This is a genomic window from Pedobacter sp. UYP24, assembly GCF_054057295.1.
The window spans coordinates 290688-314404 of record NZ_JBSRZD010000001.1; the positions used below are offsets into that span (position 1 = coordinate 290688).

Consider the following 23717-nt stretch of genomic DNA (forward strand, 5'->3'; position numbering starts at 1 on the left):
ACCGTCGCCTTTTTAATGTCTCAAAATCTATTTTAGCTTGCTCAGTGCTGTCTTAATCCGCGGCAGCATGTCTTTTATATCTTGCAAAGTGGAGGCGCCTACAGACGCCCTGTACCAAGGCATGTCTTCTTCATTACCAAATGCGGAAAAAGGCACTAATGCAACCATTGCTTCCTTAATCAGATAAAAATTAACATCAGCACTATTTTTCAAAACTTCTCCTTCGGGAGTTGATTTGCCGATATAATTTATCCTAATGGTTAGGTATATGGCTCCCATCGGCTTAACAGCATCAACGTCAAAGCCTGCTTTCTTCAATTCAATAAACCCGTTATATAATGCATTTAAGCTATCCTGAATCTTAGCTTTAAAAGAACTAAGGAATCCATCCAGTATTTCTTTATTTCCAAAATAATTGGCCATAGCAACTTGCTCTGCTTTGGGTGCCCAGGCGCCCATATGCCCTATAAGGGCCTTCATCCTGTTTATAATGTCTGCAGGACCAAAACCCCAACCTACCCTAACGCCGGTTGCGGCAAGGCATTTAGAACTGCCGTCTACAAATATAACGTAATCTCTTATTTCAGGCCTTAAACTAACCGGATTCACATGATCAACTTCAAATGTAAGCAGCGAATAGATCTGATCATACATCATGTATAGCGGCTTCTCATTCAAACCTCTGGAATGGTTCTCTTCAATCACCACATCGCAGATTTCAGCAAGCTGTTCTGCAGTAAACATGGTACCTGTAGGATTAAGCGGAGAACATAAAGCCAGTAAAGTTGCACCTTTAAGATGTGGCTTTAGCTGTGCAGCAGTAGGCATAAAATTATTTTCTGTATCCGTCTCTACTGCAACGGCGGTTGCTCCCGTTAAATGGCAATAGTGGTTATTGTTCCAGGAAGGGGCCGGAAAAACTACTTTATCACCCGGATCTATCAATGCCAGATAAGTGGCATAAATAAGCGGTCGGGATCCTCCAGATATTAAGATTTCAGAAGTGCTGTATTCCAATCCAAACCTATCTTTCAGCATTTCAGATACGGTTTCACGTAGTGGTAAAATACCATCAGCGGGCGGGTAGTTGGTTTGATGCGCATTATAGGCACTAATTATTCCATCTTTCAGCTCTTCTGGTATAGGAAATATTTCAGGATCAAAATCACCAATAGTCAGGTTGGCAATTTGCGCACCCTTGCGCTTCATCTCATTAACTTCGTTACCTATTTTAATGATTTCCGATCCGATAAGGGAGCTGGCCAATACTGATACTTTCATTTCTTAATATTTATTAAAATTAATATTCCACTTAAGCAAGCAATTGCTTTATGGCTTCTTTCGTTTTCTCAAATTTGAATTGCTCAAGGATCTCCATCATCATGCCTTCTATTTCAGTATTGCATAGATTGCCTATACTCCCTTCGTGGGTATGGTTTACGGTCTTTGTAGGCGCAAATGTTCCATTCTCTATACTTTCACCAACAATCTTGTACGCTTCTCTAAAAGGTGTTCCCTTTAAGGCAAGCTCATTGACAACTTCCACACTAAATAGGTAAGCGTACTTTTTATCATCAAGAATATTATCCTTTACCGTAATATTCTGCAGCATAAATGTTGTTATCTCTAAACATTCGTTTAAAGACGTTATGGCAGGGAAAAGATTTTCTTTGAGTAATTGAAGGTCGCGATGATAGCCCGATGGCAAATTGGTAATCATCATAGCAATCTCATTAGGTAATGCCTGGATCTTGTTGCAACGCGATCTGATCAGCTCAAATACATCAGGATTCTTTTTGTGAGGCATAATGCTGGATCCTGTAGTCAATTCGTCAGGAAAACCAATAAAGCTAAAATTCTGACTAATAAAAAGACAAACATCCATTGCCATTTTTGCAAGTGTAGCTGCAACCGAAGACATGGCCTGCGCAAGTATTCTCTCCGTCTTACCTCTACCCATCTGCGCGTAAACAACGTTATAATTTAAACGTTCAAAGCCGAGCAGCTCTGTAGTCATAGTACGGTTAAGCGGGAAAGAAGAACCATAACCTGCGGCTGATCCTAAAGGGTTTTTATTACAGATCTTCCAGGCAGCAAGCATCAGTTCCATATCATCAACCAGGCTTTCTGCATATGCGCCAAACCACAAGCCAAAAGAGGAAGGCATTGCTATTTGCAAATGGGTATATCCTGGCAGTAATTTATCTTTATGGGTATTGCTCAATGCTATTAACTGTCCAAATAAAACAGAGGTATTACCCACCATTTCCTCAATGCAATTTCTAAAAAAAAGCTTAAGATCAACCAGTACCTGGTCGTTACGAGAGCGCCCACTATGAATTTTTTTGCCCGCTTCTCCTATTCGTTGCGTAAGCAACCATTCCACTTGCGAGTGTACGTCCTCCACGGTGTCATCAATAGTAAAGGTACCGGCTTCAATTTCAGTATAAATGTGCTTAAGCTCTTTCTGGATAGATGCCAGATCAGTTGCGGTAAGTAGTCCTATGCTCTCCAGCATTTGTACATGTGCAAGAGATCCAAGTACATCAAAAGCTGCCATTTGCAAGTCCAGTTCTCTGTCCTTTCCAACGGTAAATGTTTCTATATCTTTATTAACGGTTACGTTCTTCTGCCAGATCTTCATTTAAATTCGATTATCAATCCGCTAGCCGCGGCAAACTATGTGCAAATATCATAAAAATATGGAGATAAGACCACTCTGGTGGTAGACTATTTACCTCCTATAACTGGTTTCAGCATAGCGATATAAAGTGCTATCCCCTCTGCAACCTCGTCAACAAAGATAAACTCGTCTGCCATATGAGACCGTCCAGAATCACCCGGACCAACCTTTACAGAAGGGATGCTCAACAACGCCTGATCTGATGTAGTCGGCGATCCATAAGTTGTCCGCCCTAATGCAATACCAGCCTGTACCAATGGGTGTGCTTTGTCAATAGAAGAAGGCTTAAGTCTTATAGAACGTGGCTTTACCTCACAATCTACATTCGTGCGGATAATCTTAAGCACTTCCTCATTGGTGTAAGAGTCAGTTACGCGCACATCTACAGTAAAAGAACATGTGGCCGGTACCACGTTGTGTTGCGAGCCTGCATTAATAATGGTTACTGTCATCTTCAGCGGACCAAAAACCTCTGATATTTTAGAGAATTTATAGTTCCTAAACCATTCAATATCTTTAAGTGCTTTATAAATCGCATTATCCCCTTCTTCCCGTGCAGCATGGCCCGCCCTACCTGTTGCAATACAATCCAAAACCAATAGTCCACGTTCTGCTATGGCCAGGTTCATCTGTGTAGGTTCTCCAACAATTGCAAATTCCAGTTCTCCAAGATCTGGCAATACACATTCTAAACCATCATTACCAGATATTTCTTCTTCAGCTGTTGCAGCCAGGCAAATGTTGTAATTCAAACCTTCTTGTTCGTAAAAATACAGGAAGGTCCCAATAAGGGATACCAGACAACCACCAGCATCATTACTTCCCAATCCAAAAAGCTTATCCTCTTCTACCAGCGCATCATAAGGGTCGCGGGTGTAGCCAGAATTTGGTTTAACTGTATCGTGATGCGAATTCAGCAAAACTGTAGGCTTAGCAGCATCAAAATGCTTATTGTAAGCCCATATATTGTTAAGCTTACGATGGGTTTTTATATCACGTTGCTGCAAAAATTGTTCAATCACATCACCGGTCTTATCTTCTTCTTTACTGAATGATTGTATCCGGATTAGCTGCTTTAACAATTCCAGGCTATCCTTTTGCAGTTGTTCTATCATGTATTATTAATTATTCCGTTTTACTCTTTGGTATACAGCGCCCCTGCTTTTACAGCAGACAGCTTAATACCTTTAATTAATGATGAGCTAAAGCCATTGTGCTCCATCTCATTCAGTCCAGCAATTGTACAGCCTTTTGGCGATGTTACTTTATCTATTTCCTGTTCAGGGTGAGATTGCATTTGCAACAATAAATCGGCCGCTCCCTTTGCTGTTTGTACAGCCATTTTAAGGGCTTCATCTGCATGGAAACCAATTTCAACACCTCCTTGAGAAGCAGCCCTGATCGCTCTTAAAAAGAATGCGATACCACAGGCACATAAGGCCGTTGCAGAAGTCATCAGGTCTTCATTGATCTTCACTACCGATCCTACAGTTTCAAACATCCGCGTTACCTCCGCTACATTTTCCGCTGTAGCATTGTCTGTAGCTACGCAGGTCATAGACTGCCCAATTGCAATCGCTGTATTGGGCATGGCGCGTATCACCTGCACCTTGTCGCCCAATTTATTTCTAATATCGGCGCAGCTTACACCTGATGCCACAGAAATGAAAACCTGCTTTTCTATATTTACTGAGGGTGCAATCTGGTCAAGCAACTGATTTAGCTGCTGTGGCAAAACGGCAAGCACTACCAGATCAGCTCCTGCTACTACGGCAGCATTATCGTTATCGGTTATAAACCCCTGTTCAGCCATTGCGCTTAAGTTGGCAATATTGCGTCTGGTCAGGCTAATTTGTCCAGCTTCTGCATAATTTGCTTTTACCAGCCCTTTCGCTAGTGAAATACCTATGTTTCCGCTTCCTAATATGGCAATATTGCCTTTAAACTGGTTCATCTTTATCTGATTAATCTTGTTCCGAAATTTTGCTGATCTATTTGTGATAGCTCATCAGCTTTGCCTATGTACACGACTTCTACCCCGCTCTTTATTGCTTCAAATGCATTATGTAACTTTGGGATCATCCCTCCAGATACTACTCCTTCTGCTTTTAGGGTATCCAATTCATCCATCCTGATCTCCCGGACTAAAGAACTGTCGTCGTCAATATCACGCATTACGCCACTTTTTTCAAAACAATAGATTAAAGCGGTTTCGTAATGCTTAGCCATGGCTACCGCCACAGCAGAGGCAATAGTATCTGCATTGGTATTTAGCAATTGAGAATCGCCATCATGGGTAATCGCACAAAGCACAGGTACCATTCCTGCCTTAAGCAGGCTTTCCAATGCATCTGCCGAAACTGAATGCTCATCCAGATCTCCAACAAATCCATAATCAATTTCTTTAACCGGGCGCTTTACTGCTTTTATAATATTTCCATCGGCACCCGTCAACCCAATGGCATTGCTGCCCCTTGCCTGTAACTGCGCTACTATATTTTTATTAATGAGTCCGGCATATACCATCGTCACTATCCTTAAAGTCTCGATATCCGTAATTCGCCTACCTTCAACCATTTTAGCCGTTACCCCTAAAGAATCACCCAGCTCCGTCGCAATCTTACCTCCTCCATGCACCAGGATCTTATCCCCAGGCAGGGCAGTAAAATCTAACAGAAACTGATGCAACTTTTCAGAGTTGTCAATTACGTTTCCACCGATCTTTATTACACTAAGTTTATTCTTGCTCATGTTTAACATTAATCTACGCTGCGCCTAAACTTGGTATAATCACTCATCATTTGCTTTTTTTCAGCCGCGTCAACAGAGGGATCTATCCATAGATAAGCGTAATCAAGCTTATTTTCAGGCTTTAAATAACCAACACAAAACTGATGAATCACTCCTTTCAACTTCCCCTTTTTAAATAAAATCCTGATCCGATCGCCAGGCGACGGGTCGTCCAGATCATTCTGATAATAAAAATAGCTGCTGTATCCAAAAAAATCATCTGTGTGAAATTTATATTTAGACAATGTTGCTTTGACGGCCTTCTCTGATAACATTCCCTTTCCAATCAACTCAGAAATCCGCCATTCAGGCAAGTCTTTGATATTAATGTTCGCCGATTTTATATCTCCTTCTAAAAAGTAGGTTCGCTCGCCAAATAGATGCAGCTTTTTTGCCGAGAATAATTTCCCTGAAACATGATTATATGCCATGTCGCTATAAATTACAGCCGGCAGCTTTTTCGAATTTTTAATATAACCTTCCAATTGAATGTGGGCAATACCCCCTTTTAAGCTCCTTAAATGAACAACCGCTCCTTTGTATAAATCAAAGCTCATTTTATTCAGGCGGCCTTCAACTGCCTGTGTATTACTTACGAGCGTAACTTTTCCATCAACTCTTTGAGAGAATGCGGAAGCATAAATGCTCAAACCAATAAAAAGTGCAATTGTCTGTTTGATCATAAAGCGCATTTATTTACTAAGATAAGCTTTCCAGCATTTGTTTCAATACTGCCTGTGCTGCCCAAAGCCTGTTTCCTGCTTCATGAATCACCAGAGAATTCGGACCATCAAGTATTTCCGATGAAAGTTCTAAATCTCTCCTTACCGGCAAACAATGCATTACTCTCGCATTATTTGTTCCTTCCAATTTACTGTTATTCAACATCCAGCCTTCAGGATAGGTCAGCACTTTTCCATACTCTTTGTAGCTTGACCAGTTTTTAACATAGATATAATCCGCACCGGAAAGTGCCTCATCAAGGTTATGAGTAATTGTTGCTCCAGGAGTAAAATCTTCATTAAGCTCGTAGCCTTTTGGTTGTGCAATGGTAAAATCTATCATTCCATCCTGCTGTGCCTTACACATCCATTCTGCAAAAGAATTTGGTACTGCCTGCGGCAACGCCTTTATATGTGGGGCCCAGGCAAGAATAACTTTAGGCTTCCCTTCACCTTTCCAGGTTTCCTTAATAGTAACCAGATCAGCCAAACTTTGCAAAGGGTGCCTTGTTGCACTTTCCAAACTTACAACCGGAACGCCACAATATTTAATAAATTTGGTAAAGAAATCTTCATTATAATCCTCATCCCTGTTTATCAGCTTAGGAAACGAACGCAGCCCCAAAATATCGCAATATTGTCCCATTACAGCGGCAGCCTCCCGAATATGTTCTACAGTACTGCCGTTCATCACCACACCATCCTGAGTTTCTAATGCCCAACCCTCTTTGTCCATGTTCATGACCATCACGTTCATCCCCAAATTAAGCGCCGCTTTTTGGGTGCTTAAACGGGTGCGCAAACTGGGATTAAGAAAAACCAGACCCAGGGTTTTGTTCTTACCCAGGTCCTGCAAACTATAAGGGTTTTCCTTTAAAGTTAAGGCATCTTTTAATAACTGTTTAATGTCTTTTACGTCGTGTACTGAGGTAAACTGGTTCATCCTTTTAAAGCAATTTTAAATTCATTAAGAAACTGATCAGCATGGGCTATGGTCAAATTCAATGCAGGTAATAACCTGATCACATTAGGCTTTGCCTCTCCCGTAAAAATTTTATGTTTAAACAACAAGTCTTTTTTAACATTGGGTAAAGATTCTGGCAATTCTATCCCTATCATCAAACCTCTTCCACGCACTTCCTTAATCCCTTCAATCTTTTTTAATTCAGTAATCAGGTAATCACCAACTTCTGCTGCATTTGCAAGGAGGTTATCCTGTTCAATAATCTCCAATACAGCAAGCGCGGCCGCACAAGCCAAATGGTTACCGCCAAAGGTTGTACCCAGCATGCCATGCCAAGGCTTAAATTTAGGTGCAATGATGATGCCCGCTACCGGGAAGCCGTTGCCCATACCTTTTGCCATGGTGTAAACATCGGCTTCTACTCCTGCGTAATCATGAGAATAGAACAAACCTGTTCTGCCATAGCCACACTGAACGCTATCGGCAATGTATACCGCATTGTATTGATCGCAAAGCGAACGTATCAATTTCAAAAATTCAATAGATGCTTCTTTGATCCCACCAACGCCTTGTATACCTTCTATAATTACTGCGCAGATCTCATTCCCGTATGCATCAAAAGCCTGTTTTAAAGCTCCTTCATCATTATGCGGAAGGAAAACCACATTGTCTGTTTCATTTACCGGCGCAATAATTTTCGGGTTGTCCGTAGCAGATACGGCCAATGAAGTACGACCATGGAATGCGCCTTTAAATGCAATCACTTTTTTTCTTCCATTGTAAAAAGAAGCCAGTTTTAACGCATTTTCGTTAGCCTCAGCTCCAGAATTGCACAAAAACAATTGGTAATCAACCTTACCAGAAACCTGCCCTAACTTTGTTGCAAGTTCGTTCTGAAGTGGAATCAAAACCGAATTGGAGTAAAAACCAACTTTGTTCAGTTGATCTGTTATGCGCTTTACATAATGTGGATGGGTATGACCAATGGATATCACAGCATGACCGCCATATAAGTCTAAGTATTCTTGTCCTTCTGCATCCCAGACAATGCTGCCCAGCGCTTTAGTTATTTCTATATTATTGAGTGGATAAACGTCAAATAAATTCATTGTTTTATAATTTGTTGCCCTAAGGCATTGTTAATAGATAAGGTGAATTTGGCAATAGCATCTGGCCCGGCTTAAAATGCCTGAGCCTTAAGCCGTAGTCCTTCGCTTTCAGGCAATCCAAATATGAGGTTCATATTCTGTACCGCCTGTCCGCTGGCACCTTTTAACAAATTATCAATTATACTAACTATAAAAAGTTTACCGTCGTGCTTTTCCACATGCACTAAACCCTTATTGGTGTTTACTACCTGTTTAAGGTCTACATTTTTCTTGCTTACATGCGTAAACGGATGTTCAGCATAATAGTCTTCAAACAACTGCTGGGCTTCTTCCTCTGTTAAATCACTATCCAGATAAATGGCCGCAAGTATGCCTCTTGTAAAATCTCCTCGCTGCGGAATAAAGTTTATAGGACTGTCAAAAGTTGGCGACAGTTGCTTTAAGCTTTCGCCAATTTCATTTAAATGTTGGTGACCAAAAGCTTTGTATACAGAAAGGTTATTGTTTCTCCAACTGAAATGAGAGGTTGCGCCAAGGCTTTGCCCTGCTCCAGTAGATCCTGTAGTAGCATTGATATGCACTTCAGTACTCAATAAACTTTTAGCTGCAAGCGGTAGCAAGGCCAGTTGAATACAAGTAGCAAAACAACCTGGATTGGCTATGTAATTGGCCTTTTTAATTCGCTCACGGTTTAGTTCAGGCAAACCATACACCCATTCGTTGTCTGCATTTGCTTTTAGCCTAAAATCCTGACTCAAATCGATGATCTTAATGCCATCTGCAATCTTATTGGCATCCAGAAATTTCTTTGCATCGCCATGGCCTACACATAAAAACAACACATCAATATCATTAGATAAATCTGAGGTAAAACGAAGCTCAGTATCACCTAATAAATCTGCATGAACATCAGAAACCATGTTGCCCGCATTGCTGCTGCTGTTTACAAAAGCAATCTCAACAGAAGGATGATTTACCAATAAACGAAGCATTTCTCCGCCTGTGTATCCGGCTCCGCCAACTATACCAGCTCTAACCTTCATCGCCGTTCACCTTATGCCAGATCATTACCTGGTTGCCAAAAATCTTAGAAAAACCTTTTACATCCTCACCACTCCAGGCATTATTCATCTCGCCATAGCTGCCAAACTTATTGCTCATCAGGTCGTGGTTAGATTCGATACCTATAATGTTAAAACGATACGGCAATAACTCTACAAAAACCTTTCCGCTCACCACTTTTTGGGTGTCTGTTAAAAAAGCCTCAATGTTGCGCATAATTGGATCATGGAACTGTCCTTCATGCAACCAGTTGCCGTAAAAAGAAGACAGTTGCTCTTTCCAGGAAAGCTGCCATTTGGTAAGCGTATGCTTCTCTAAAGTATGGTGCGCTTTAATGATAACCATCGGAGCTGCTGCCTCAAAACCAACACGGCCTTTTATACCAATAATCGTGTCACCAACATGGATATCCCTGCCAATACCGTAAGGTTGTGCAATAGCTTGTAATTTCTGTATCGCTCTTACCGGCTCAAATGTTTCTCCATCTATCGCTACCAGCTCCCCTTTTTCAAACGTTAATTCTAACTTACGGGGAGTTGTTTCAGTAATCTGGGTAGGCCATGCCTCTTCCGGTAGTGTTTCGTTAGAAGTAAGCGTTTCCTTACCCCCTACAGAAGTTCCCCACAAACCTTTGTTGATAGAATACCTTGCCTTTTCAGCGCTATATACTACCCCACGTTCTGCCAGGTATTCAATTTCAGCTTCGCGGGATAATTTTAAATCTCTAATTGGCGTGATGATTTCTACATTCGGGATGATGATGTTAAAGATCATATCAAAACGCACCTGATCGTTACCCGCTCCGGTACTACCGTGCGCCACATAATCAGCACCAATTTTCTTTACATAATTTGCAATAGCCGTAGCCTGACTAACACGCTCAGCACTTACCGAAAGCGGGTATGTCGCATTTTTAAGCACATTGCCATAGATCAGATATTTTACGCAGCTATCGTAATAGTTTTCAGTTTCATCAACCACCGCATGCGAGACTACACCAAGTGAGTAGGCACGTTTTTCTATTTCTTGTAATTCTTCGTCAGAAAAACCACCCGTATTTACAACCACAGAATGAACTTCAAGACCGCGGTCCTGAGCCAGATAAATGCAACAGAATGAGGTATCTAAACCCCCGCTAAACGCTAAAACAACTTTCTTCTTCATCTTAATATAACGGCTATTTAAAAAATATGGTAAGTAATAAAAATAAGGACTTCAATCCTTTACTTTGAGGTTTTGATTTTACAATCAGCTTCTGCTTAATGCTCATAAAGCGCTCGTACAAACTCGGGTTCTTATGTAGTTCTTCTGCAAATTTCTTTGCAGCATCATGTTTCTGAACTACCGGATCGTACAGCATCGCAGTACACATGCAGTTTTTGCGCTCCTTCATTTTCAATATATCGAAGTTAACGCAACTCTGGCATCCTTTCCAAAATTCTTCATCCTGTGTAAGTTCAGAATAGGTTACGGGCTCGTAACCCAAATCAGAATTGATCTTCATTACCGCAAGGCCGGTTGTTAAACCAAATATCTTTGCTTTGGGATATTTCTGTCTGGAAAGCTCAAATATTTTCTCCTTGATTGCATGCGCAAGTCCCGCTTTTCTATATTGCGGACTAACAATCAAGCCCGAGTTGGCAACAAATTGCCCGTGAGACCAGGTTTCTATATAACAGAATCCAGCCCAGGTGCCGTCCTTATGAAATGCGATTACCGCTTTTCCATCGACCATCTTCCCTGCAACATACTCTGGCGAACGCTTTGCTATACCCGTACCACGAGCTTTAGCTGATTCTGCCATTTCTTCACAAATTTGTTCTGCAAAGACACGATGTTCAGGAAGTGCAACCTGCACTATAAAATCGTTTGTATTCATTAATTGGTTAACGAAAAAAAATAAATGTTCTGATTAATTGTTTTTTGAGAGGCAATCCTCTGTGGAATCTAATGGTATATTTCCAGAAGATTTACTCAAATGCGCGGCGTATAATTTTGCCGGTTTGTGATCACAAAAAATATGGGCTGCAAACGCTCAATAAACATATCCCCTGAAGCAAAATTACTTGCTTGCACGGCGCAAAGTTTATGTGTTTGGTGATGAGTCATTTTCTGTTTATAATAATTCTTTAAATGAGTTGAGGCGCAAAGGTTTAAATAAAAATTGAGTTGTGCAATACGTTTTTAATTTTTTTACATTTTAGCAATATTAAAATAACATTGAATTTATTTGCCGACCCTCCATTTATGACAATCCCTTAACCTATCTTTTATTTAAATTTGACTGCACTTCTAGTCATTTAACTACCTAATCATGTCGCTACTATTCTCCCCCTTGCAAATAAAAAATGTGCTGTTAAAAAACCGCATCGTCGTTTCTCCAATGTGCCAATACTCGGCAGATAAAGGATTTGCGACCGACTGGCACCTTGTCCACCTGGGTAGCCGGGCAATTGGCGGCGCGGCCCTAATCATTCAGGAAGCTACATCGGTATCCCCTGAAGGTCGGATCTCTACCGGCGATTTAGGCCTCTGGAGTGATGATCATATTCCAATGCTCAAGCGGATTACAGATTTTATTCACCAGAATGGCGCCACTGCTGGCATCCAACTTGCGCATGCCGGCAGAAAAGCAAGCTTTGATCTGCCATGGAACGGAGGCAAATGTATTACAGAAATTGAAGGTGGCTGGAAACCTGTTGCGCCAAGTGCCATACCTTTTCATGAAGGCGATGAAATTCCTTTTGAACTTACCCTTGAAGGGATTGAAAAAGTAAAGGCCGATTTTAAAGCCGCAGCAAAGAGATCACTCGAAGCAGGTTATCGGCTCATCGAGATTCACGCAGCGCATGGCTATTTAATGCACCAATTCCTGTCTCCACTTAGCAATCAAAGAACCGATAAATATGGAGGTAGCTTCGAAAACAGAACCCGCCTATTGCTTGAAGTAATTGAAGAAGTTAAAGAGGTTTGGCCGGTAGAAAATCCATTATTTGTGAGGATCTCTGCGTCAGACTGGGCGGAGAGTGGTTGGACTCTAGAAGAGTCTGTCCAGCTATCTTTCCTATTAAAAGAAAAAGGTATAGACCTTATAGACTGTTCATCCGGAGGATTGACAGTACAACAACAAATCCCAATTTCTGCAGGTTATCAGGTACAATTTTCTGAGCAGATCAAAACGGAAACAGGTATCTTAACCGGAGCAGTAGGCCTCATTACAGAACCGCAGCAGGCAGAAGACATTCTACAGTCCTCAAAAGCAGACCTAATATTCCTGGCAAGAGAATTTTTACGAGATCCTTATTTTCCATTACACGCAGCCAAAGAACTGAATACAGATGTGCAATGGCCAGTTCAATATGAACGCGCAAAACGCAAACATGTTTAACTCACTTTACAGCTTTACCTGGTCTTAAATACAATACGTCAATGAACTTCTAAAGCAGCTTCCCCAGCTGCTTTGTTGAACTAACAGTAGTTCAGTTAATGATATAAATTTAAGCAATATCGATGTGCTAAAAAAGGTCAAATGACCGACATTGGTACATCTTTTGACCGGTTTTAGTACGTCACATGACAAGAAAATGGTACAATAGGCTGCTTGTTATAGGAAACAGGCAGTATACCAATGCTTTAATAAACGCCAAATATTTCATAGCTTAGGTGGTCTAAAACACAACCAAACTAAATGAAAAAATTATTCCTTTCCGCCCTCATCGTAGCCTCAGCTTTATTTGCCAGCGCGCAAAAACAAGATTCAACTTCCCTAAAAAGTGCTAGTCTAAACGGCAACAATGAGTTGAAATTAAACTTAATCTATGCCATCGCCGGTTTTCCAGAGATCAATTATGAAAGAATTCTTAAAGATGATATGAGTGTTGGTGTCGCTGTAATAATTGGATTAGAAAAAAGTAGTGAGTACAAATTTGGCATCATTCCTAATTATAGAGTTTACTTTGGCAATAAAAAGGCAAACGGCTTTTTTATTGAGGGTAATGCTGCCGTTATTTCTTCTACAAGCGGGGGTTATTATGCATACGACTACAGCACAAATATGAACAATTATTTTAGCGACAAGACACAGACCAGCTTTGGCTTAGGCGCGGCGGCAGGGGCCAAATTTCTTACAAAAAATGGTTTTGTAGGAGAAGTCTATTTAGGTGCTGGCCGCCTTTTCCAATCCAACTCAGATGCCTATCCAAGAGCAGGAATAACCATTGGCAAAAGATTTTAAACCTTATTTTTTGTAAGGTTCAATTCTAAAACTATAATTATTATTATCTGCAATTGGAAGTTCATACTCTTTAAGGGGGCCTGGTCCGCAACTTGCGTTTCCTAATCCTCGTTGCATATAATCCAAGCTCAAAATAGTCTCAGGTCTTCGATTTTCATCAAACTTAAAATGGTGTTTCATGCTCCAGAGCTCCTGATCGTAAAAATGCAATGCGGTAAAGTTTAGTTTGTTTTTTGACAATACCTTAAATCCTGTATTCCCATCACTTACCGTTAACCACCTGGTATCCTCGCGGTTGCCCATACTTTGCGTTCTGGCGTAATATTCTTCCATTCCTTTTACGGTATTTTTATAGATGCCAAAATAAGCAGACGCCTTCCTGTCTACATAATTTTCTTGTGGTCCGCGACCATACCATTCCAGATTCTCCATTCCTGGCACTAATGACATTTGCAGTCCCAGACGGGGAACATGATTGTCATCCTTTGTATTGTCAATATTTACGTCAACATCCACAACACCAGAATTATAAAAAACATAATTTATATTAAAGGGGATTACACTTTTCTGTTTACCATTCAGGGTGCCTACCATGGAAGTGCTAATTTTTATCTGCTCACCACCATTAATCAATGCTGAAGTTAGGCTTACCAGATTGGTTTGTAGTTCCGTTGCATCCTGGCGATCATTACTGATGCTTCTATACCAATTTAGCGTTAGGCCCTTTTTCTCGAAAACCATTTCCTTACCAAATAACTTTAAGGAAGTTAACATCCCTGTTGAAGGATTGAATTGGGCAGAAATATCTTGACCTTCAATCAAAATACCGGTGGTAGATTTTTCAAGCTTTAATTTTCCAACACCTGTTGCAATTAATGGAAGTCCCACTTTTTCTGACAAGGCAAACTGTCCCGAAGCCATAGTTAATCCCTTTTCTCCCCAAAGTTTATCCTCCAATAAATTGAATTTGATGGTTACAAAATATTCATGCCCAGCTGTTAAAATTTCTCTAAACGGAACTTTCAATTCACGTGTCGCTCCTGGCTCCATATGCAAAGGATCTAGGTTACCTTCTTCGATCGCATTTCCATCTTTCAACAGGATCCAATGTATACCAAACTCTTTTAAATTGGTAAAGTCATAACTGTTTTTTATTTTAAAAACTCCCATTTTCGGGTCACTGGAAAGAATTTTTATATATTGATAAGCATGCTTTACTTCAAGTAGTTTTGGTGTAACCCTTCTGTCTGAAGTAACAATACCATTAAGACAAAAATCTTCATCGTTGGGTTTGTCGCCAAAATCGCCACCATAGTAATATTGATCCTTTGGTCCGCCAAATTTAACCAATCCCTGATCTACCCAATCCCAAATACAACCACCAATAGTTTTTATCGACTTATTTTCAATATAGTCCCAATACTCCGGAAGGTTTCCAATAGCGTTACCCATCGAATGCGCATATTCACAGATAAAAAATGGTTGATCCGTTTGGTCGTGATCTGTAACGGCCATGCTTTCCACTGAGGGGTACATTCTGGAGTATAGGTCTGCTACACTACTATTTCCTTCATAATGAACAGGCCTGGTCGGATCCATTTTTTTAATCGCTTTGTAAACATCACCGAAATTATCTCCTTTCCCAGATTCATTACCCATAGACCAAAATATTACTGAGGGATGGTTTTTATGCTCCTCCACGTTTCGCAGATTACGATCCAGATAAGCAGGCAACCAACTTTTCATACTACTCAAAGACTGGTTTCCATGACACTCTAAATCGGCCTCCGCCATTGTATATAGTCCGTAATAATCAAACATGGCATACATCCTTGGGTCGTTTGGATAGTGACTCGTCCGGATGGTGTTGATATTATTCTGTTTCATCATCAAAATATCCTGAAGCATCGTCTCCACCGGAACTGCTTTTCCATAAAGAGGATGTGTATCATGCCTGTTCACCCCTTTAAAAAAAACAGCTTTGTTATTAATGTATACCCTCTTATCCTTAATTTCTATTTTTCTTACACCAAACTTGGATACGATTACTTCCTGTACTTTTCCATTGGCATCATTCAAGCTAAAAACTGCCGAATAAAGACTTGGGGATTCTGCAGACCATAAGATGGGGTTACTAATTGTACCGGATATTTTTTGCAGCCTTTCTTCATTTACTTTCATTGAAGAGAGTTTTTGATTTAACTTCAATACCTCTCTACCTTTTGGATCAAGAATGGAAACCATCAAATTTCCTGCACCAGATGCATTGCCTGCTTTATTTTTGACACTAACATTTAGATTCAATTTAGTTTTCGAAAAATCGTTCCCATCAAAATCAGTTAGAATGCTGTAATCTCTGATGTGGGTTTTCGGAACTGCATACACCGCTACATTTCTATGTATGCCACTTAACCTAAACATATCCTGGTCTTCCAGATAACTTCCGTCAGACCAGCGATAAACTTCAACTGCTAATATATTTTTCCCAGGCTTAACTGCTTTTGTAACATCAAACTCGGCAATATTATTTGCGCCCTGGCTAAAGCCTATCTTCTTGCCATTTACCCAAACATACATCGCACTGTAAACCCCATCAAATCGCAGAAAAATAGATTTTTTGTCCCAGTTTGCAGGAATGGTAAAATTCCTTCTATAAGAACCTACAGGATTAAGCTCCTTTTCGTTGGTATAACCAGCCTTTGCTTTAATAAAGGGAGGGTCATTCTCAAAAGGATAAGTAATATTGGTGTATATAGGGGTGCCATAGCCTCTCATTTCCCAATTTGAGGGTACTGGAATTTCCTTCCAACCAGAAACATCATAAGTTGGTTTGTAGAAATCAACCGGGCGCTCACTTGGCTGTTTTACCCAATTAAACTTCCATGCTCCATTTAATGATTGATAAAGCGTAGATTTTGTGGTCGTCCAGGGTTTATTAAATGTAGAATCTTTTTTTGCCTCATTTACAGAAGCAAAAGGAATATAAGGCACGTGCCCTGCTTCTTTGTTAACACCAAAGATCTCTTCATTCTCCCATTCCGTTTTGCCTACCCTTTTTACAATTACAATTTTTGCCTTTGATTCTTCTATATGCCATTGCTGACTTTTATCATTTACGTCGGCTTTAAGCTGGAACAATTCGCCATCCTTGCTTCCCAGTTGGTAGCCACTCGTCCGGGAAGCAATAGCAACACTTCCATCCGCATTATTTATAATTTTCCACTGCTGATTAGTATTATTTTCATCCTTATCCCATAAAACAACTGGATTTCCAGGCCCAGCATTCTTATTTGCATTGTCTATCGCTTTGAAACTTACCGGATTCGATAAGGTATAATAACCATTACCCAAGGTGGAAAATGCCCATACCTGATCTGCGTTTGTCGCTACCGCTTTAGCCACAAACAAATGTCCATCATTTTGCACCGAACCTTTACTGTCTATAGCAAAGCCATTTACATTTGTAATTTTATAATTTACCCCAGTCTGGAAATTCTGCCCAAAAGAGATTAGACTAACCAATAAAAATAAGAAAGTGGAACTCGAAAATTTAAAATACTTCATTGTTAAAAGGATAGGTTTCTAAAAGAATAAAGATGGGTAAAATTATTATTCAGAAGGAGGCAAATCGTCCCTAATGTTTGACAAATCATACATTTTTTTTGCGCTACAGACTGAAACGGGTTATTTACTTCATCTGTAACACAAATAGTTAAGCGGTATAAATCTCAACATGATATATAATAATTAACTTAGCCGTATACCCTATCGCATATGGACACAATGACCACCGTTTCTGAAGTTTTAAATAAGCTTAAAAAAGACGGCTATACCGTAGATTTCAATCTTAGCGACAATTGCCTGGTATGTTCCGAAAATTCTTTAAAGGTACACCCAGATGAGTTTATAGTAGACAAGCATTATCGATTTGAAGGTTTTTCAGATCCTGCAGATGAGGCAATCGTGTATGCAATTTCTTCTACCAAGCATAACATCAAAGGAACTTTGGTAAACGGCTATGGTATTTATAGTGATGAAATGACTGATAGCCTAATCAATGCATTGAAGGAAAACACTGCTTTAAAGATTCCTGAGCAAAAAGAACCCGCCATTATGGAGAAGTCTAATCAAGCCACACCACAGCGCCCTGAAGGCGACCGCCTATTAGACGCGAAAATGGTAACCATGGACATGGCGTTGTTTAAGGAACAGATTAAACAGGAAAAAGCCTGGAAGGAAGGCGAGCGCAATTCCATCACCATTTTCAAATCAGAGGGCATGCGCATCGTGATGATTGCGCTACATAAAGGAGCTGAGATGAAAGCCCATACCGCACCGTGCATCATCAGCGTACAAGTACTTGAAGGGAAAATTTCATTCCATACCGAAAATCAGTCTGCTGAATTAAAAGAAGGACAAATGTTGGCCCTGCATGCTGGAATCTCACACAGCGTACATGCTGTGGAGGAATCCATTTTCTTACTTACCCTATCTACACAATTGGCCGTAAATAAGGAGAAGTAATTCATGCTTCGCTTAGAATTACGCTCCTTATGATTACTCATTTTAATGAAGCAGAAAAGGCCGTCCATTATCCAACAGATAGGCGTGCTTTTATTGGTATTAAGCCATACATGCTAATTATTTTTGGGATTACCGGCAGATCCATCACGACGTGTGGCAGTTGAATCATTCGGCGCGGCGGTGCGGAACCTACAGGAGTAGTTTAGCAGGGTCTTGACGGGTATCCCAAAAAACTAAAAGTTCTATACAATCATTTTTTAACCTATAGAATAAACTTACTTGCTTTACCACCACACATTTATGGGTGTCGCTTTTTTTTGAATAAGGATAGAGCAATGGATTTTCATAGATATGGTCAATGACTTCTTCTGTACGGTTTACAAAAGATTTCAATTCCTTCAATGTCCATTTATCATCCAGGTATTCCATTATTTGATAATAACTGATTTTGGCCGTAGGAGACCAAATAATGGAATAATCCGCCATATTACTTACTTAGAAAGCGGCTCTTTACTTCACTCATGACCTGTATATGGGGAGTGCCCTCGCCACCGTCAAGTTCTTTCTTGGCTTTATGAATGGCCAGTTTTACATCCGTAGGAACATCTGCCCAAAAATCCGTTTCTGAGAGCCCTATTAGGGCTTTTATTTCGTTCAGCAGGCCATCATCATTACTTTGGATGATCTTCTCCACTATTTTATATTTTAGCGCAATATCCATTATTTGATTTTTCATAAAGATAACAATTTTTGTTTTTATTCTAATTTATTTCAAAGGCTGGTGTTTGTTCAACGCTTCTTTAGTTCATCGGATTTAACCAATTACTTCCATGCCTTCCTAAAAAGGGCCACACACCCACACACCTGCTTAGGAACTCGTTCGATACTTCTTCGATACAAAGACCATACTTCTACACTAAAAGTACTTGTTTTGTGTACAATTATGGTAGAAGTATGGTCTTTGTATGGTTTTAGTGTAGAACCAGGTTCAACGCTATCATAACCGAGATTAAAAAAAATATTCCGGCAAACAACCATTCGGCACGATATTTCGTAGTTATGGATATCTACCTATGAAAATCATATCATCTACCTAATGATATAGAGCGGCCTTCCTACCAGAAGGCCGTTTTTTATTTTTAATAGCAGTAGTTTAAACCAATTTGCCCTATTTTCGTTTTACAATAAATAGATAGCACATGTTAGATCAATTAATGGCGGCCCAACAGAAGGCCGGTGAAATAAAAGCCAGATTAGATACCATTTCAGTTTATGGTGAGGTAGAAGGTGGTGCAATACGCGTAACCGCTACAGCAAATAAAGCCATTACCGGCATTGACATCAACGACGAGTTTTTTAAAGGTGCAGACAGGGAAGAGCTTGAAGAACTGCTGTTAACAGCAATAAACAAAGCTATGGCTCAGGCAGAACAAGTAAGCGAAACGGAAATGTCGGCAATGACCAAAGATATGCTTGGCGGTCTTGGCGGAATGTTCGGAAACTAGTGCGCCGCTAGCCAGTTATTTCCCTCGCCAATCTCTACTTCTATTGGCACATCAGTTTTGATCGCTGTTTTCATCCGGTGCATAATGATCTCTTTCATTACGGCAACTTCAGATTTTAACACGTCAAATACCAACTCATCATGTACCTGCATGGTCATTTTAGACTGTAATCCTTTATCTATAATGTCTTTATGGATATTGATCATGGCTACTTTGATCATGTCGGCTGCTGAACCTTGTATGGGCGCGTTGATGGCATTTCGCTCTGCAAAACCCCGTACGGTTTGGTTGGCAGAATTTATGTCCCTCAGGTAACGCCTGCGACCAAGTATGGTTTCTACAAATCCATTCTCCCGCGCAAAGTTCATCGTATCTGCCATGTATCTTTTTATACCCGGATATTGTGCAAAATACTGCTCAATTATTTCTGCAGCCTCTTTACGGGGAATGCCCAGGTTTTGAGACAGTCCGAATGCCGATTGTCCGTAGATGATGCCAAAGTTTACTGCCTTGGCATTTCTGCGCTGGTTGGGGGTAACTTCCTCAATAGTGATTCCGTAAACCCGCGCAGCAGTGGCGGTATGGATATCGATGCCCTTGTTAAAAGCATCTAACATGTTTTCTTCTTTACTGATGTCGGCAATAATGCGCAACTCTATCTGCGAATAATCTGCCGATAACAATACATGATCCTCATCTCTCGGGATAAATGCTTTTCTCACCTCCCTACCCCGCTCTGTACGGATTGGTATATTTTGCAGGTTTGGGTTGTTTGAGCTTAGCCTTCCTGTTGCAGCAACAGCCTGGTTGTAGCTGGTATGGACACGGCCGGTTTTGGGGTTAACCATCAGCGGCAATGCATCCACATAGGTAGATTTTAATTTTTGTAGCTGGCGGAAATCCAGGATGTCCTGTACGACATCGCTTTTACTAGCCAGGGCCAGCAACACATCTTCACCCGTTTGGTATTGCCCGGTTTTTGTTTTCTTAGCCTTTGGATCCAGACAAAGTTTGTCGAACAATACTTCTCCCAGCTGCTTTGGCGAAGCCAGATTAAACTTTATGCCGCATTTTTCATACACACTCTGTTCAAACTTGCGGATATCTATTTCCAGTTCCTTTGAATAATTAATCAAAGTATCCATGTCAATCCTTACGCCTTCCTTCTCAATATCGGCCAATACATAGATCAATGGGTTCTCTACATTTGTTGCCAGATCCTCTGCATTCAATTCTTTAAGCATTGGTGCAAAAATATTGGAAAGCTGCAAGGTTACGTCGGCATCTTCAGCCGCGTAATCCACTACCTTTTCAACCGGAACGTCTCTCATCGTGCCCTGCCCTTTTCCTTTCGCACCAATAAGTGTTGTTATGCTTATGGGCGAATAGCAGAGGTAGTTTTCTGATAGCAAATCCATGTTATGGCGGGTATCTGGATCTATTAGATAATGGGCCAGCATGGTGTCAAATAGTTTACCCTTTATGGATACATCATACCATTTTAGCACCAGCATATCATACTTTATATTTTGGCCTATTTTTGTAATGCTCTCATTTTCCAGCACTATCCTAAACTCGTCCAGGATCATTTGTGCCTCTTCTCTTACTTCTGATAAAGGTATATAATAGCCTTCACCGGGTTTTATACTAAAAGAGAGGCCTACCAGATCTGCAAGGTTTGCATCTGTACCTGTCGTTTCGGTATCAAAAGAAATGCTTTCCTGTTGTAACAACAAATCGATTAATGCCTTACGGGATGCTGCGGTATCTACCAGCTTATAATCGTGTGCGGTATTTTCTATGGTCTTAGCCTCCCTTGCCTCTTCAAACATTTCGGGGGTTGCTACAAAAATCTTTGTTGTGCTTTGTGGCTGTTCCTGCTCATTTCCGAAAAGATCAAACTGCTGGGAAGCTTGCCCTTTTGAGTCGGTAACAGAAAATTCTTCCCCAAATACACGCCTGCCTATTGTTCTAAATTCCAGTTCTGCAAATAGTGGTTCCAATAGCTCCCTGCTAGGCTCCTCTAGTTCAAGAGATTTTTCATCAAATTCAACCGGTACATTGAGGATAATGGTGGCCAGTTTTTTGGATACCATGCCCTGCTGGGCGTACATTTCTACATTTTCCCGCTGTTTTCCTTTTAACTCGTGCGAGTTGGCAATGATGTTTTCTACTGATCCATAAAGTTTAATTAATGATTTGGCTGTTTTCTCTCCTATTCCGGGAATTCCCGGGATGTTATCTACAGCATCTCCCCACAGTCCCAGGATATCGATCACTTGAAGTGGGTTTTCTATTTCCCATTTGGCTAAAATTTCCGGAACGCCCATGATCTCCATGTCATTACCCATCCTTGCGGGTTTGTATATAAAGATATTTTCTGAAACCAGTTGCGCAAAGTCCTTATCTGGTGTCATACAAAATACCTGGAAACCATGCTTTTCTGCTTCTTTGGCCATGGTGCCAATGATATCATCTGCTTCAAATCCATCTTTGGTGATTACCGGTATGCGAAAGCCTTCAATTAGTTTAAAAATGTAGGGAAGCGCAGCAGATAGGTCCTCTGGCATGGCTTGTCGGTGGGCCTTATAAGCCTCAAATTCTATATGCCGCTCGGTTGGTGCTGCTGTATCAAAAACCACCGCAATATGGCTTGGCTTCTCTTTTTTAAGCACTTCCATCAACGTATTGGCAAAGCCCATCACTGCCGAGGTATTGATTCCTGTTGAGGTGAAACGTGGGTTTTTACTGAGTGCAAAATGCGCCCTATATATAAGCGCCATACCGTCTAATAGAAAAAGCTTCTTCATAATTTAAAATAATCTTACCAGGATAAAGGTACTAATACTCCAATAATTTCCGTTATTTGAATGCTATGAGATCTATTTTTCTATTGTGCTGTTTTTTTTTTGCTTCTGGGGCCTATGCCCAGGATATTATTGTTATTTCTGATGGGAATTTTATCAGGGGAACGATAAAGGCCACAAATTTCTCTACCGTAGTTTTAAAAAACGATGCGGAAGCTTTGGTGGAGTATAGCGCTAAGGACATTAAAGAGTTTGTCTGGAATGGGGAAACTTATGTGAGCAAGCCTATTCTGATTAAAAAAGACCTGGAACAACGTTTTTTTAAGGTGATTGAGCTGGGTGCTGTTAATTTGTATTCGATAGGGGGGAACTTGCTGGTAGAAGAGCCTGTGCAAAAAAAGGTGAAATTTAGACCTTCAATAGGTATTGGTGCCGGCAGTGGTGGTTTTGGTGGTGTGGGTATGGGCGGTGGTATTTCTATTGGCGGCGGTAGGGGCAGCGGTCCTGTTGCACCAAAACAGATCATGCCAGCTACTTATTTTATTGAGAAGTTTGGAACTGGGCCCATGCAGGAACTTTTTGCAGAGAACGGAACCGCAGCGGCCAGAACTCCGGTAGTGAAGTCTATTCTTTTGCAAAAACTGACCAGCAATGATGCCATAGCGGAACGTATTAAGGCGACCAGCCTCTTTGATGCCAAGCTGTTAACCGCAATTGTGGTTGATTATAACGCTGCTGCTAAAAAGTAATTACCGACTGATGCAATCCACCCGGTGGTCGTTTACCATACCGGTTGCCTGCATGTGTGCGTAGCAGATGGTGGTACCGAAAAACTTAAACCCTCGCTTTTTCATGTCTTTGCTAATTGCATCTGAAATCTCTGTTCTGGCTTGTACATCAGCCATGGAATGTATTTCATTTTGAATGGGATGTTTGTTTGGAAGGAAACCCCACATGAAATCAGAAAAAGTACCGTACTCTTTCTGGACTTGTATAAAAAGCTTTGCATTGCTGATTGCTGCATTTACTTTTAGCCTGTTCCTGATTATACCTGCATCGTTCATTAATCGCGTTACATCTTGCTCGTCAAAAGCGGCTACTTTCTCCACTTCAAAATCTGCAAATGCTTTTCTGTAGCCTTCCCTTCTTTTTAAAATGGTAATCCAGCTCAAGCCTGCCTGTGCACCTTCTAAAATGAGGAATTCAAACAAAGTTTTATCATCGTAAACAGGTTTGCCCCATTCTTCATCGTGGTATTTTACATACAATGGATCGGTACCGCACCAACCACATCTGATTATATTTTCCATGTTTTTG

The 23717-nt window shown here is 40.7% G+C and carries 21 protein-coding genes; 5 read left to right on the forward strand and 16 right to left on the reverse strand.

Annotation, left to right across the window (positions count from 1 at the left end; translation table 11 throughout):
• Nucleotides 1–27 precede the first annotated feature (27 nt).
• The 11 genes from ACVWYN_RS01340 to ACVWYN_RS01390 form a co-directional block, all read right to left on the reverse strand.
• Nucleotides 28–1281, reverse strand: a complete 1254-nt coding sequence (locus ACVWYN_RS01340; RefSeq protein WP_457287016.1) for a pyridoxal phosphate-dependent aminotransferase — start codon at nucleotides 1279–1281, stop codon at nucleotides 28–30.
• 31 nt (nucleotides 1282–1312) lie between these two features.
• Nucleotides 1313–2644, reverse strand: coding sequence for an argininosuccinate lyase (gene argH, locus ACVWYN_RS01345; protein WP_457287017.1), 1332 nt, complete (start codon nucleotides 2642–2644; stop codon nucleotides 1313–1315).
• A gap of 86 nt (nucleotides 2645–2730) precedes the next feature.
• The gene (locus ACVWYN_RS01350) at nucleotides 2731–3798 is read right to left on the reverse strand and encodes a M20 family metallo-hydrolase (RefSeq protein ID WP_457287018.1); all 1068 of its coding nucleotides are present in this window, start codon (nucleotides 3796–3798) and stop codon (nucleotides 2731–2733) included.
• A 20-nt stretch (nucleotides 3799–3818) separates the two neighbouring features.
• A complete protein-coding gene (gene proC / locus ACVWYN_RS01355) occupies nucleotides 3819–4637 on the reverse strand; it encodes a pyrroline-5-carboxylate reductase (protein ID WP_457287019.1) in 819 nt (272 codons plus the stop codon).
• Between the two features lie 2 nt (nucleotides 4638–4639).
• On the reverse strand, nucleotides 4640–5434 hold the full coding sequence (argB, locus tag ACVWYN_RS01360) for an acetylglutamate kinase (protein ID WP_457287020.1): 795 nt from the start codon (nucleotides 5432–5434) through the stop codon (nucleotides 4640–4642).
• Between the two features lie 8 nt (nucleotides 5435–5442).
• Nucleotides 5443–6156 (reverse strand): hypothetical protein, encoded by a 714-nt coding sequence (locus ACVWYN_RS01365; RefSeq protein ID WP_457287021.1) that lies wholly within the window; start codon nucleotides 6154–6156, stop codon nucleotides 5443–5445.
• Between the two features lie 16 nt (nucleotides 6157–6172).
• Nucleotides 6173–7138: an acetylornithine carbamoyltransferase gene (locus tag ACVWYN_RS01370; protein ID WP_457287022.1), complete on the reverse strand. Its 966-nt coding sequence runs from the start codon at nucleotides 7136–7138 to the stop codon at nucleotides 6173–6175.
• Nucleotides 7135–8268, reverse strand: a complete 1134-nt coding sequence (locus ACVWYN_RS01375; RefSeq protein ID WP_457287023.1) for an aspartate aminotransferase family protein — start codon at nucleotides 8266–8268, stop codon at nucleotides 7135–7137. The genes ACVWYN_RS01370 and ACVWYN_RS01375 overlap by 4 nt, the downstream gene beginning before the upstream one ends.
• A gap of 71 nt (nucleotides 8269–8339) precedes the next feature.
• Complete coding sequence (gene argC, locus ACVWYN_RS01380; RefSeq protein ID WP_457287024.1) at nucleotides 8340–9311, reverse strand: N-acetyl-gamma-glutamyl-phosphate reductase; 972 nt, start codon at nucleotides 9309–9311, stop codon at nucleotides 8340–8342.
• Nucleotides 9301–10494, reverse strand: a complete 1194-nt coding sequence (gene argG / locus ACVWYN_RS01385; RefSeq protein WP_457287025.1) for an argininosuccinate synthase — start codon at nucleotides 10492–10494, stop codon at nucleotides 9301–9303. Before argG ends, argC begins: the two co-directional genes overlap by 11 nt.
• Nucleotides 10495–10507: 13 nt before the next feature.
• On the reverse strand, nucleotides 10508–11209 hold the full coding sequence (locus ACVWYN_RS01390) for a GNAT family N-acetyltransferase (protein WP_457287026.1): 702 nt from the start codon (nucleotides 11207–11209) through the stop codon (nucleotides 10508–10510).
• Nucleotides 11210–11644: 435 nt separating this feature from the next.
• Between ACVWYN_RS01390 and namA the strand changes: the two genes are divergently transcribed.
• Nucleotides 11645–12718 (forward strand): NADPH dehydrogenase NamA, encoded by a 1074-nt coding sequence (gene namA / locus ACVWYN_RS01395; RefSeq protein WP_457287027.1) that lies wholly within the window; start codon nucleotides 11645–11647, stop codon nucleotides 12716–12718.
• 300 nt (nucleotides 12719–13018) lie between these two features.
• Nucleotides 13019–13564 (forward strand): hypothetical protein, encoded by a 546-nt coding sequence (locus ACVWYN_RS01400; protein ID WP_457287028.1) that lies wholly within the window; start codon nucleotides 13019–13021, stop codon nucleotides 13562–13564.
• A 3-nt stretch (nucleotides 13565–13567) separates the two neighbouring features.
• Here ACVWYN_RS01400 and ACVWYN_RS01405 read toward each other — a convergent pair whose 3' ends face one another.
• Nucleotides 13568–17128, reverse strand: a complete 3561-nt coding sequence (locus ACVWYN_RS01405; protein WP_457287029.1) for a glycoside hydrolase family 2 TIM barrel-domain containing protein — start codon at nucleotides 17126–17128, stop codon at nucleotides 13568–13570.
• Between the two features lie 210 nt (nucleotides 17129–17338).
• On the opposite strand from ACVWYN_RS01405, the gene ACVWYN_RS01410 reads away from it, so the two are divergent.
• Nucleotides 17339–18088 carry a cupin domain-containing protein gene (locus ACVWYN_RS01410; protein WP_457287030.1) on the forward strand — a complete coding sequence of 250 codons (750 nt, stop codon included), beginning with the start codon at nucleotides 17339–17341 and terminating at the stop codon, nucleotides 18086–18088.
• Between the two features lie 189 nt (nucleotides 18089–18277).
• On the opposite strand, the gene ACVWYN_RS01415 is transcribed toward ACVWYN_RS01410, so the two are convergent.
• Nucleotides 18278–18574, reverse strand: a complete 297-nt coding sequence (locus tag ACVWYN_RS01415; protein ID WP_457287031.1) for a type II toxin-antitoxin system RelE/ParE family toxin — start codon at nucleotides 18572–18574, stop codon at nucleotides 18278–18280.
• Between the two features lies 1 nt (nucleotide 18575).
• Nucleotides 18576–18824, reverse strand: a complete 249-nt coding sequence (locus tag ACVWYN_RS01420) for a hypothetical protein (protein ID WP_457287032.1) — start codon at nucleotides 18822–18824, stop codon at nucleotides 18576–18578.
• A gap of 463 nt (nucleotides 18825–19287) precedes the next feature.
• Here ACVWYN_RS01420 and ACVWYN_RS01425 point away from each other — a divergent pair, with 463 nt between their 5' ends.
• Complete coding sequence (locus tag ACVWYN_RS01425) at nucleotides 19288–19593, forward strand: YbaB/EbfC family nucleoid-associated protein (protein ID WP_457287033.1); 306 nt, start codon at nucleotides 19288–19290, stop codon at nucleotides 19591–19593.
• Here the strand turns inward: ACVWYN_RS01425 and polA are convergent.
• Nucleotides 19590–22403, reverse strand: coding sequence for a DNA polymerase I (polA, locus tag ACVWYN_RS01430; protein WP_457287034.1), 2814 nt, complete (start codon nucleotides 22401–22403; stop codon nucleotides 19590–19592). The two genes, ACVWYN_RS01425 and polA, sit on opposite strands and share 4 nt — an antisense overlap.
• Nucleotides 22404–22468: 65 nt before the next feature.
• Between polA and ACVWYN_RS01435 the strand changes: the two genes are divergently transcribed.
• The gene (locus ACVWYN_RS01435; protein ID WP_457287035.1) at nucleotides 22469–23149 is read left to right on the forward strand and encodes a hypothetical protein; all 681 of its coding nucleotides are present in this window, start codon (nucleotides 22469–22471) and stop codon (nucleotides 23147–23149) included.
• Here ACVWYN_RS01435 and ACVWYN_RS01440 read toward each other — a convergent pair whose 3' ends face one another.
• Nucleotides 23150–23710 carry a DNA-3-methyladenine glycosylase I gene (locus ACVWYN_RS01440; RefSeq protein ID WP_457287036.1) on the reverse strand — a complete coding sequence of 187 codons (561 nt, stop codon included), beginning with the start codon at nucleotides 23708–23710 and terminating at the stop codon, nucleotides 23150–23152.
• Between the last annotated feature and the right edge of the window lie 7 nt (nucleotides 23711–23717).

Coding starts and splice junctions, on each gene's coding strand:
- ACVWYN_RS01340 (WP_457287016.1), bottom strand. CDS start 1,281: ATGAAAGTATCAGTATTGGCCAGCTCCCTTATCGGATCGGAAATCATT.
- argH (WP_457287017.1), bottom strand. CDS start 2,644: ATGAAGATCTGGCAGAAGAACGTAACCGTTAATAAAGATATAGAAACA.
- ACVWYN_RS01350 (WP_457287018.1), bottom strand. CDS start 3,798: ATGATAGAACAACTGCAAAAGGATAGCCTGGAATTGTTAAAGCAGCTA.
- proC (WP_457287019.1), bottom strand. CDS start 4,637: ATGAACCAGTTTAAAGGCAATATTGCCATATTAGGAAGCGGAAACATA.
- argB (WP_457287020.1), bottom strand. CDS start 5,434: ATGAGCAAGAATAAACTTAGTGTAATAAAGATCGGTGGAAACGTAATT.
- ACVWYN_RS01365 (WP_457287021.1), bottom strand. CDS start 6,156: ATGATCAAACAGACAATTGCACTTTTTATTGGTTTGAGCATTTATGCT.
- ACVWYN_RS01370 (WP_457287022.1), bottom strand. CDS start 7,138: ATGAACCAGTTTACCTCAGTACACGACGTAAAAGACATTAAACAGTTA.
- ACVWYN_RS01375 (WP_457287023.1), bottom strand. CDS start 8,268: ATGAATTTATTTGACGTTTATCCACTCAATAATATAGAAATAACTAAA.
- argC (WP_457287024.1), bottom strand. CDS start 9,311: ATGAAGGTTAGAGCTGGTATAGTTGGCGGAGCCGGATACACAGGCGGA.
- argG (WP_457287025.1), bottom strand. CDS start 10,494: ATGAAGAAGAAAGTTGTTTTAGCGTTTAGCGGGGGTTTAGATACCTCA.
- ACVWYN_RS01390 (WP_457287026.1), bottom strand. CDS start 11,209: ATGAATACAAACGATTTTATAGTGCAGGTTGCACTTCCTGAACATCGT.
- namA (WP_457287027.1), top strand. CDS start 11,645: ATGTCGCTACTATTCTCCCCCTTGCAAATAAAAAATGTGCTGTTAAAA.
- ACVWYN_RS01400 (WP_457287028.1), top strand. CDS start 13,019: ATGAAAAAATTATTCCTTTCCGCCCTCATCGTAGCCTCAGCTTTATTT.
- ACVWYN_RS01405 (WP_457287029.1), bottom strand. CDS start 17,128: ATGAAGTATTTTAAATTTTCGAGTTCCACTTTCTTATTTTTATTGGTT.
- ACVWYN_RS01410 (WP_457287030.1), top strand. CDS start 17,339: ATGGACACAATGACCACCGTTTCTGAAGTTTTAAATAAGCTTAAAAAA.
- ACVWYN_RS01415 (WP_457287031.1), bottom strand. CDS start 18,574: ATGGCGGATTATTCCATTATTTGGTCTCCTACGGCCAAAATCAGTTAT.
- ACVWYN_RS01420 (WP_457287032.1), bottom strand. CDS start 18,824: ATGAAAAATCAAATAATGGATATTGCGCTAAAATATAAAATAGTGGAG.
- ACVWYN_RS01425 (WP_457287033.1), top strand. CDS start 19,288: ATGTTAGATCAATTAATGGCGGCCCAACAGAAGGCCGGTGAAATAAAA.
- polA (WP_457287034.1), bottom strand. CDS start 22,403: ATGAAGAAGCTTTTTCTATTAGACGGTATGGCGCTTATATATAGGGCG.
- ACVWYN_RS01435 (WP_457287035.1), top strand. CDS start 22,469: ATGAGATCTATTTTTCTATTGTGCTGTTTTTTTTTTGCTTCTGGGGCC.
- ACVWYN_RS01440 (WP_457287036.1), bottom strand. CDS start 23,710: ATGGAAAATATAATCAGATGTGGTTGGTGCGGTACCGATCCATTGTAT.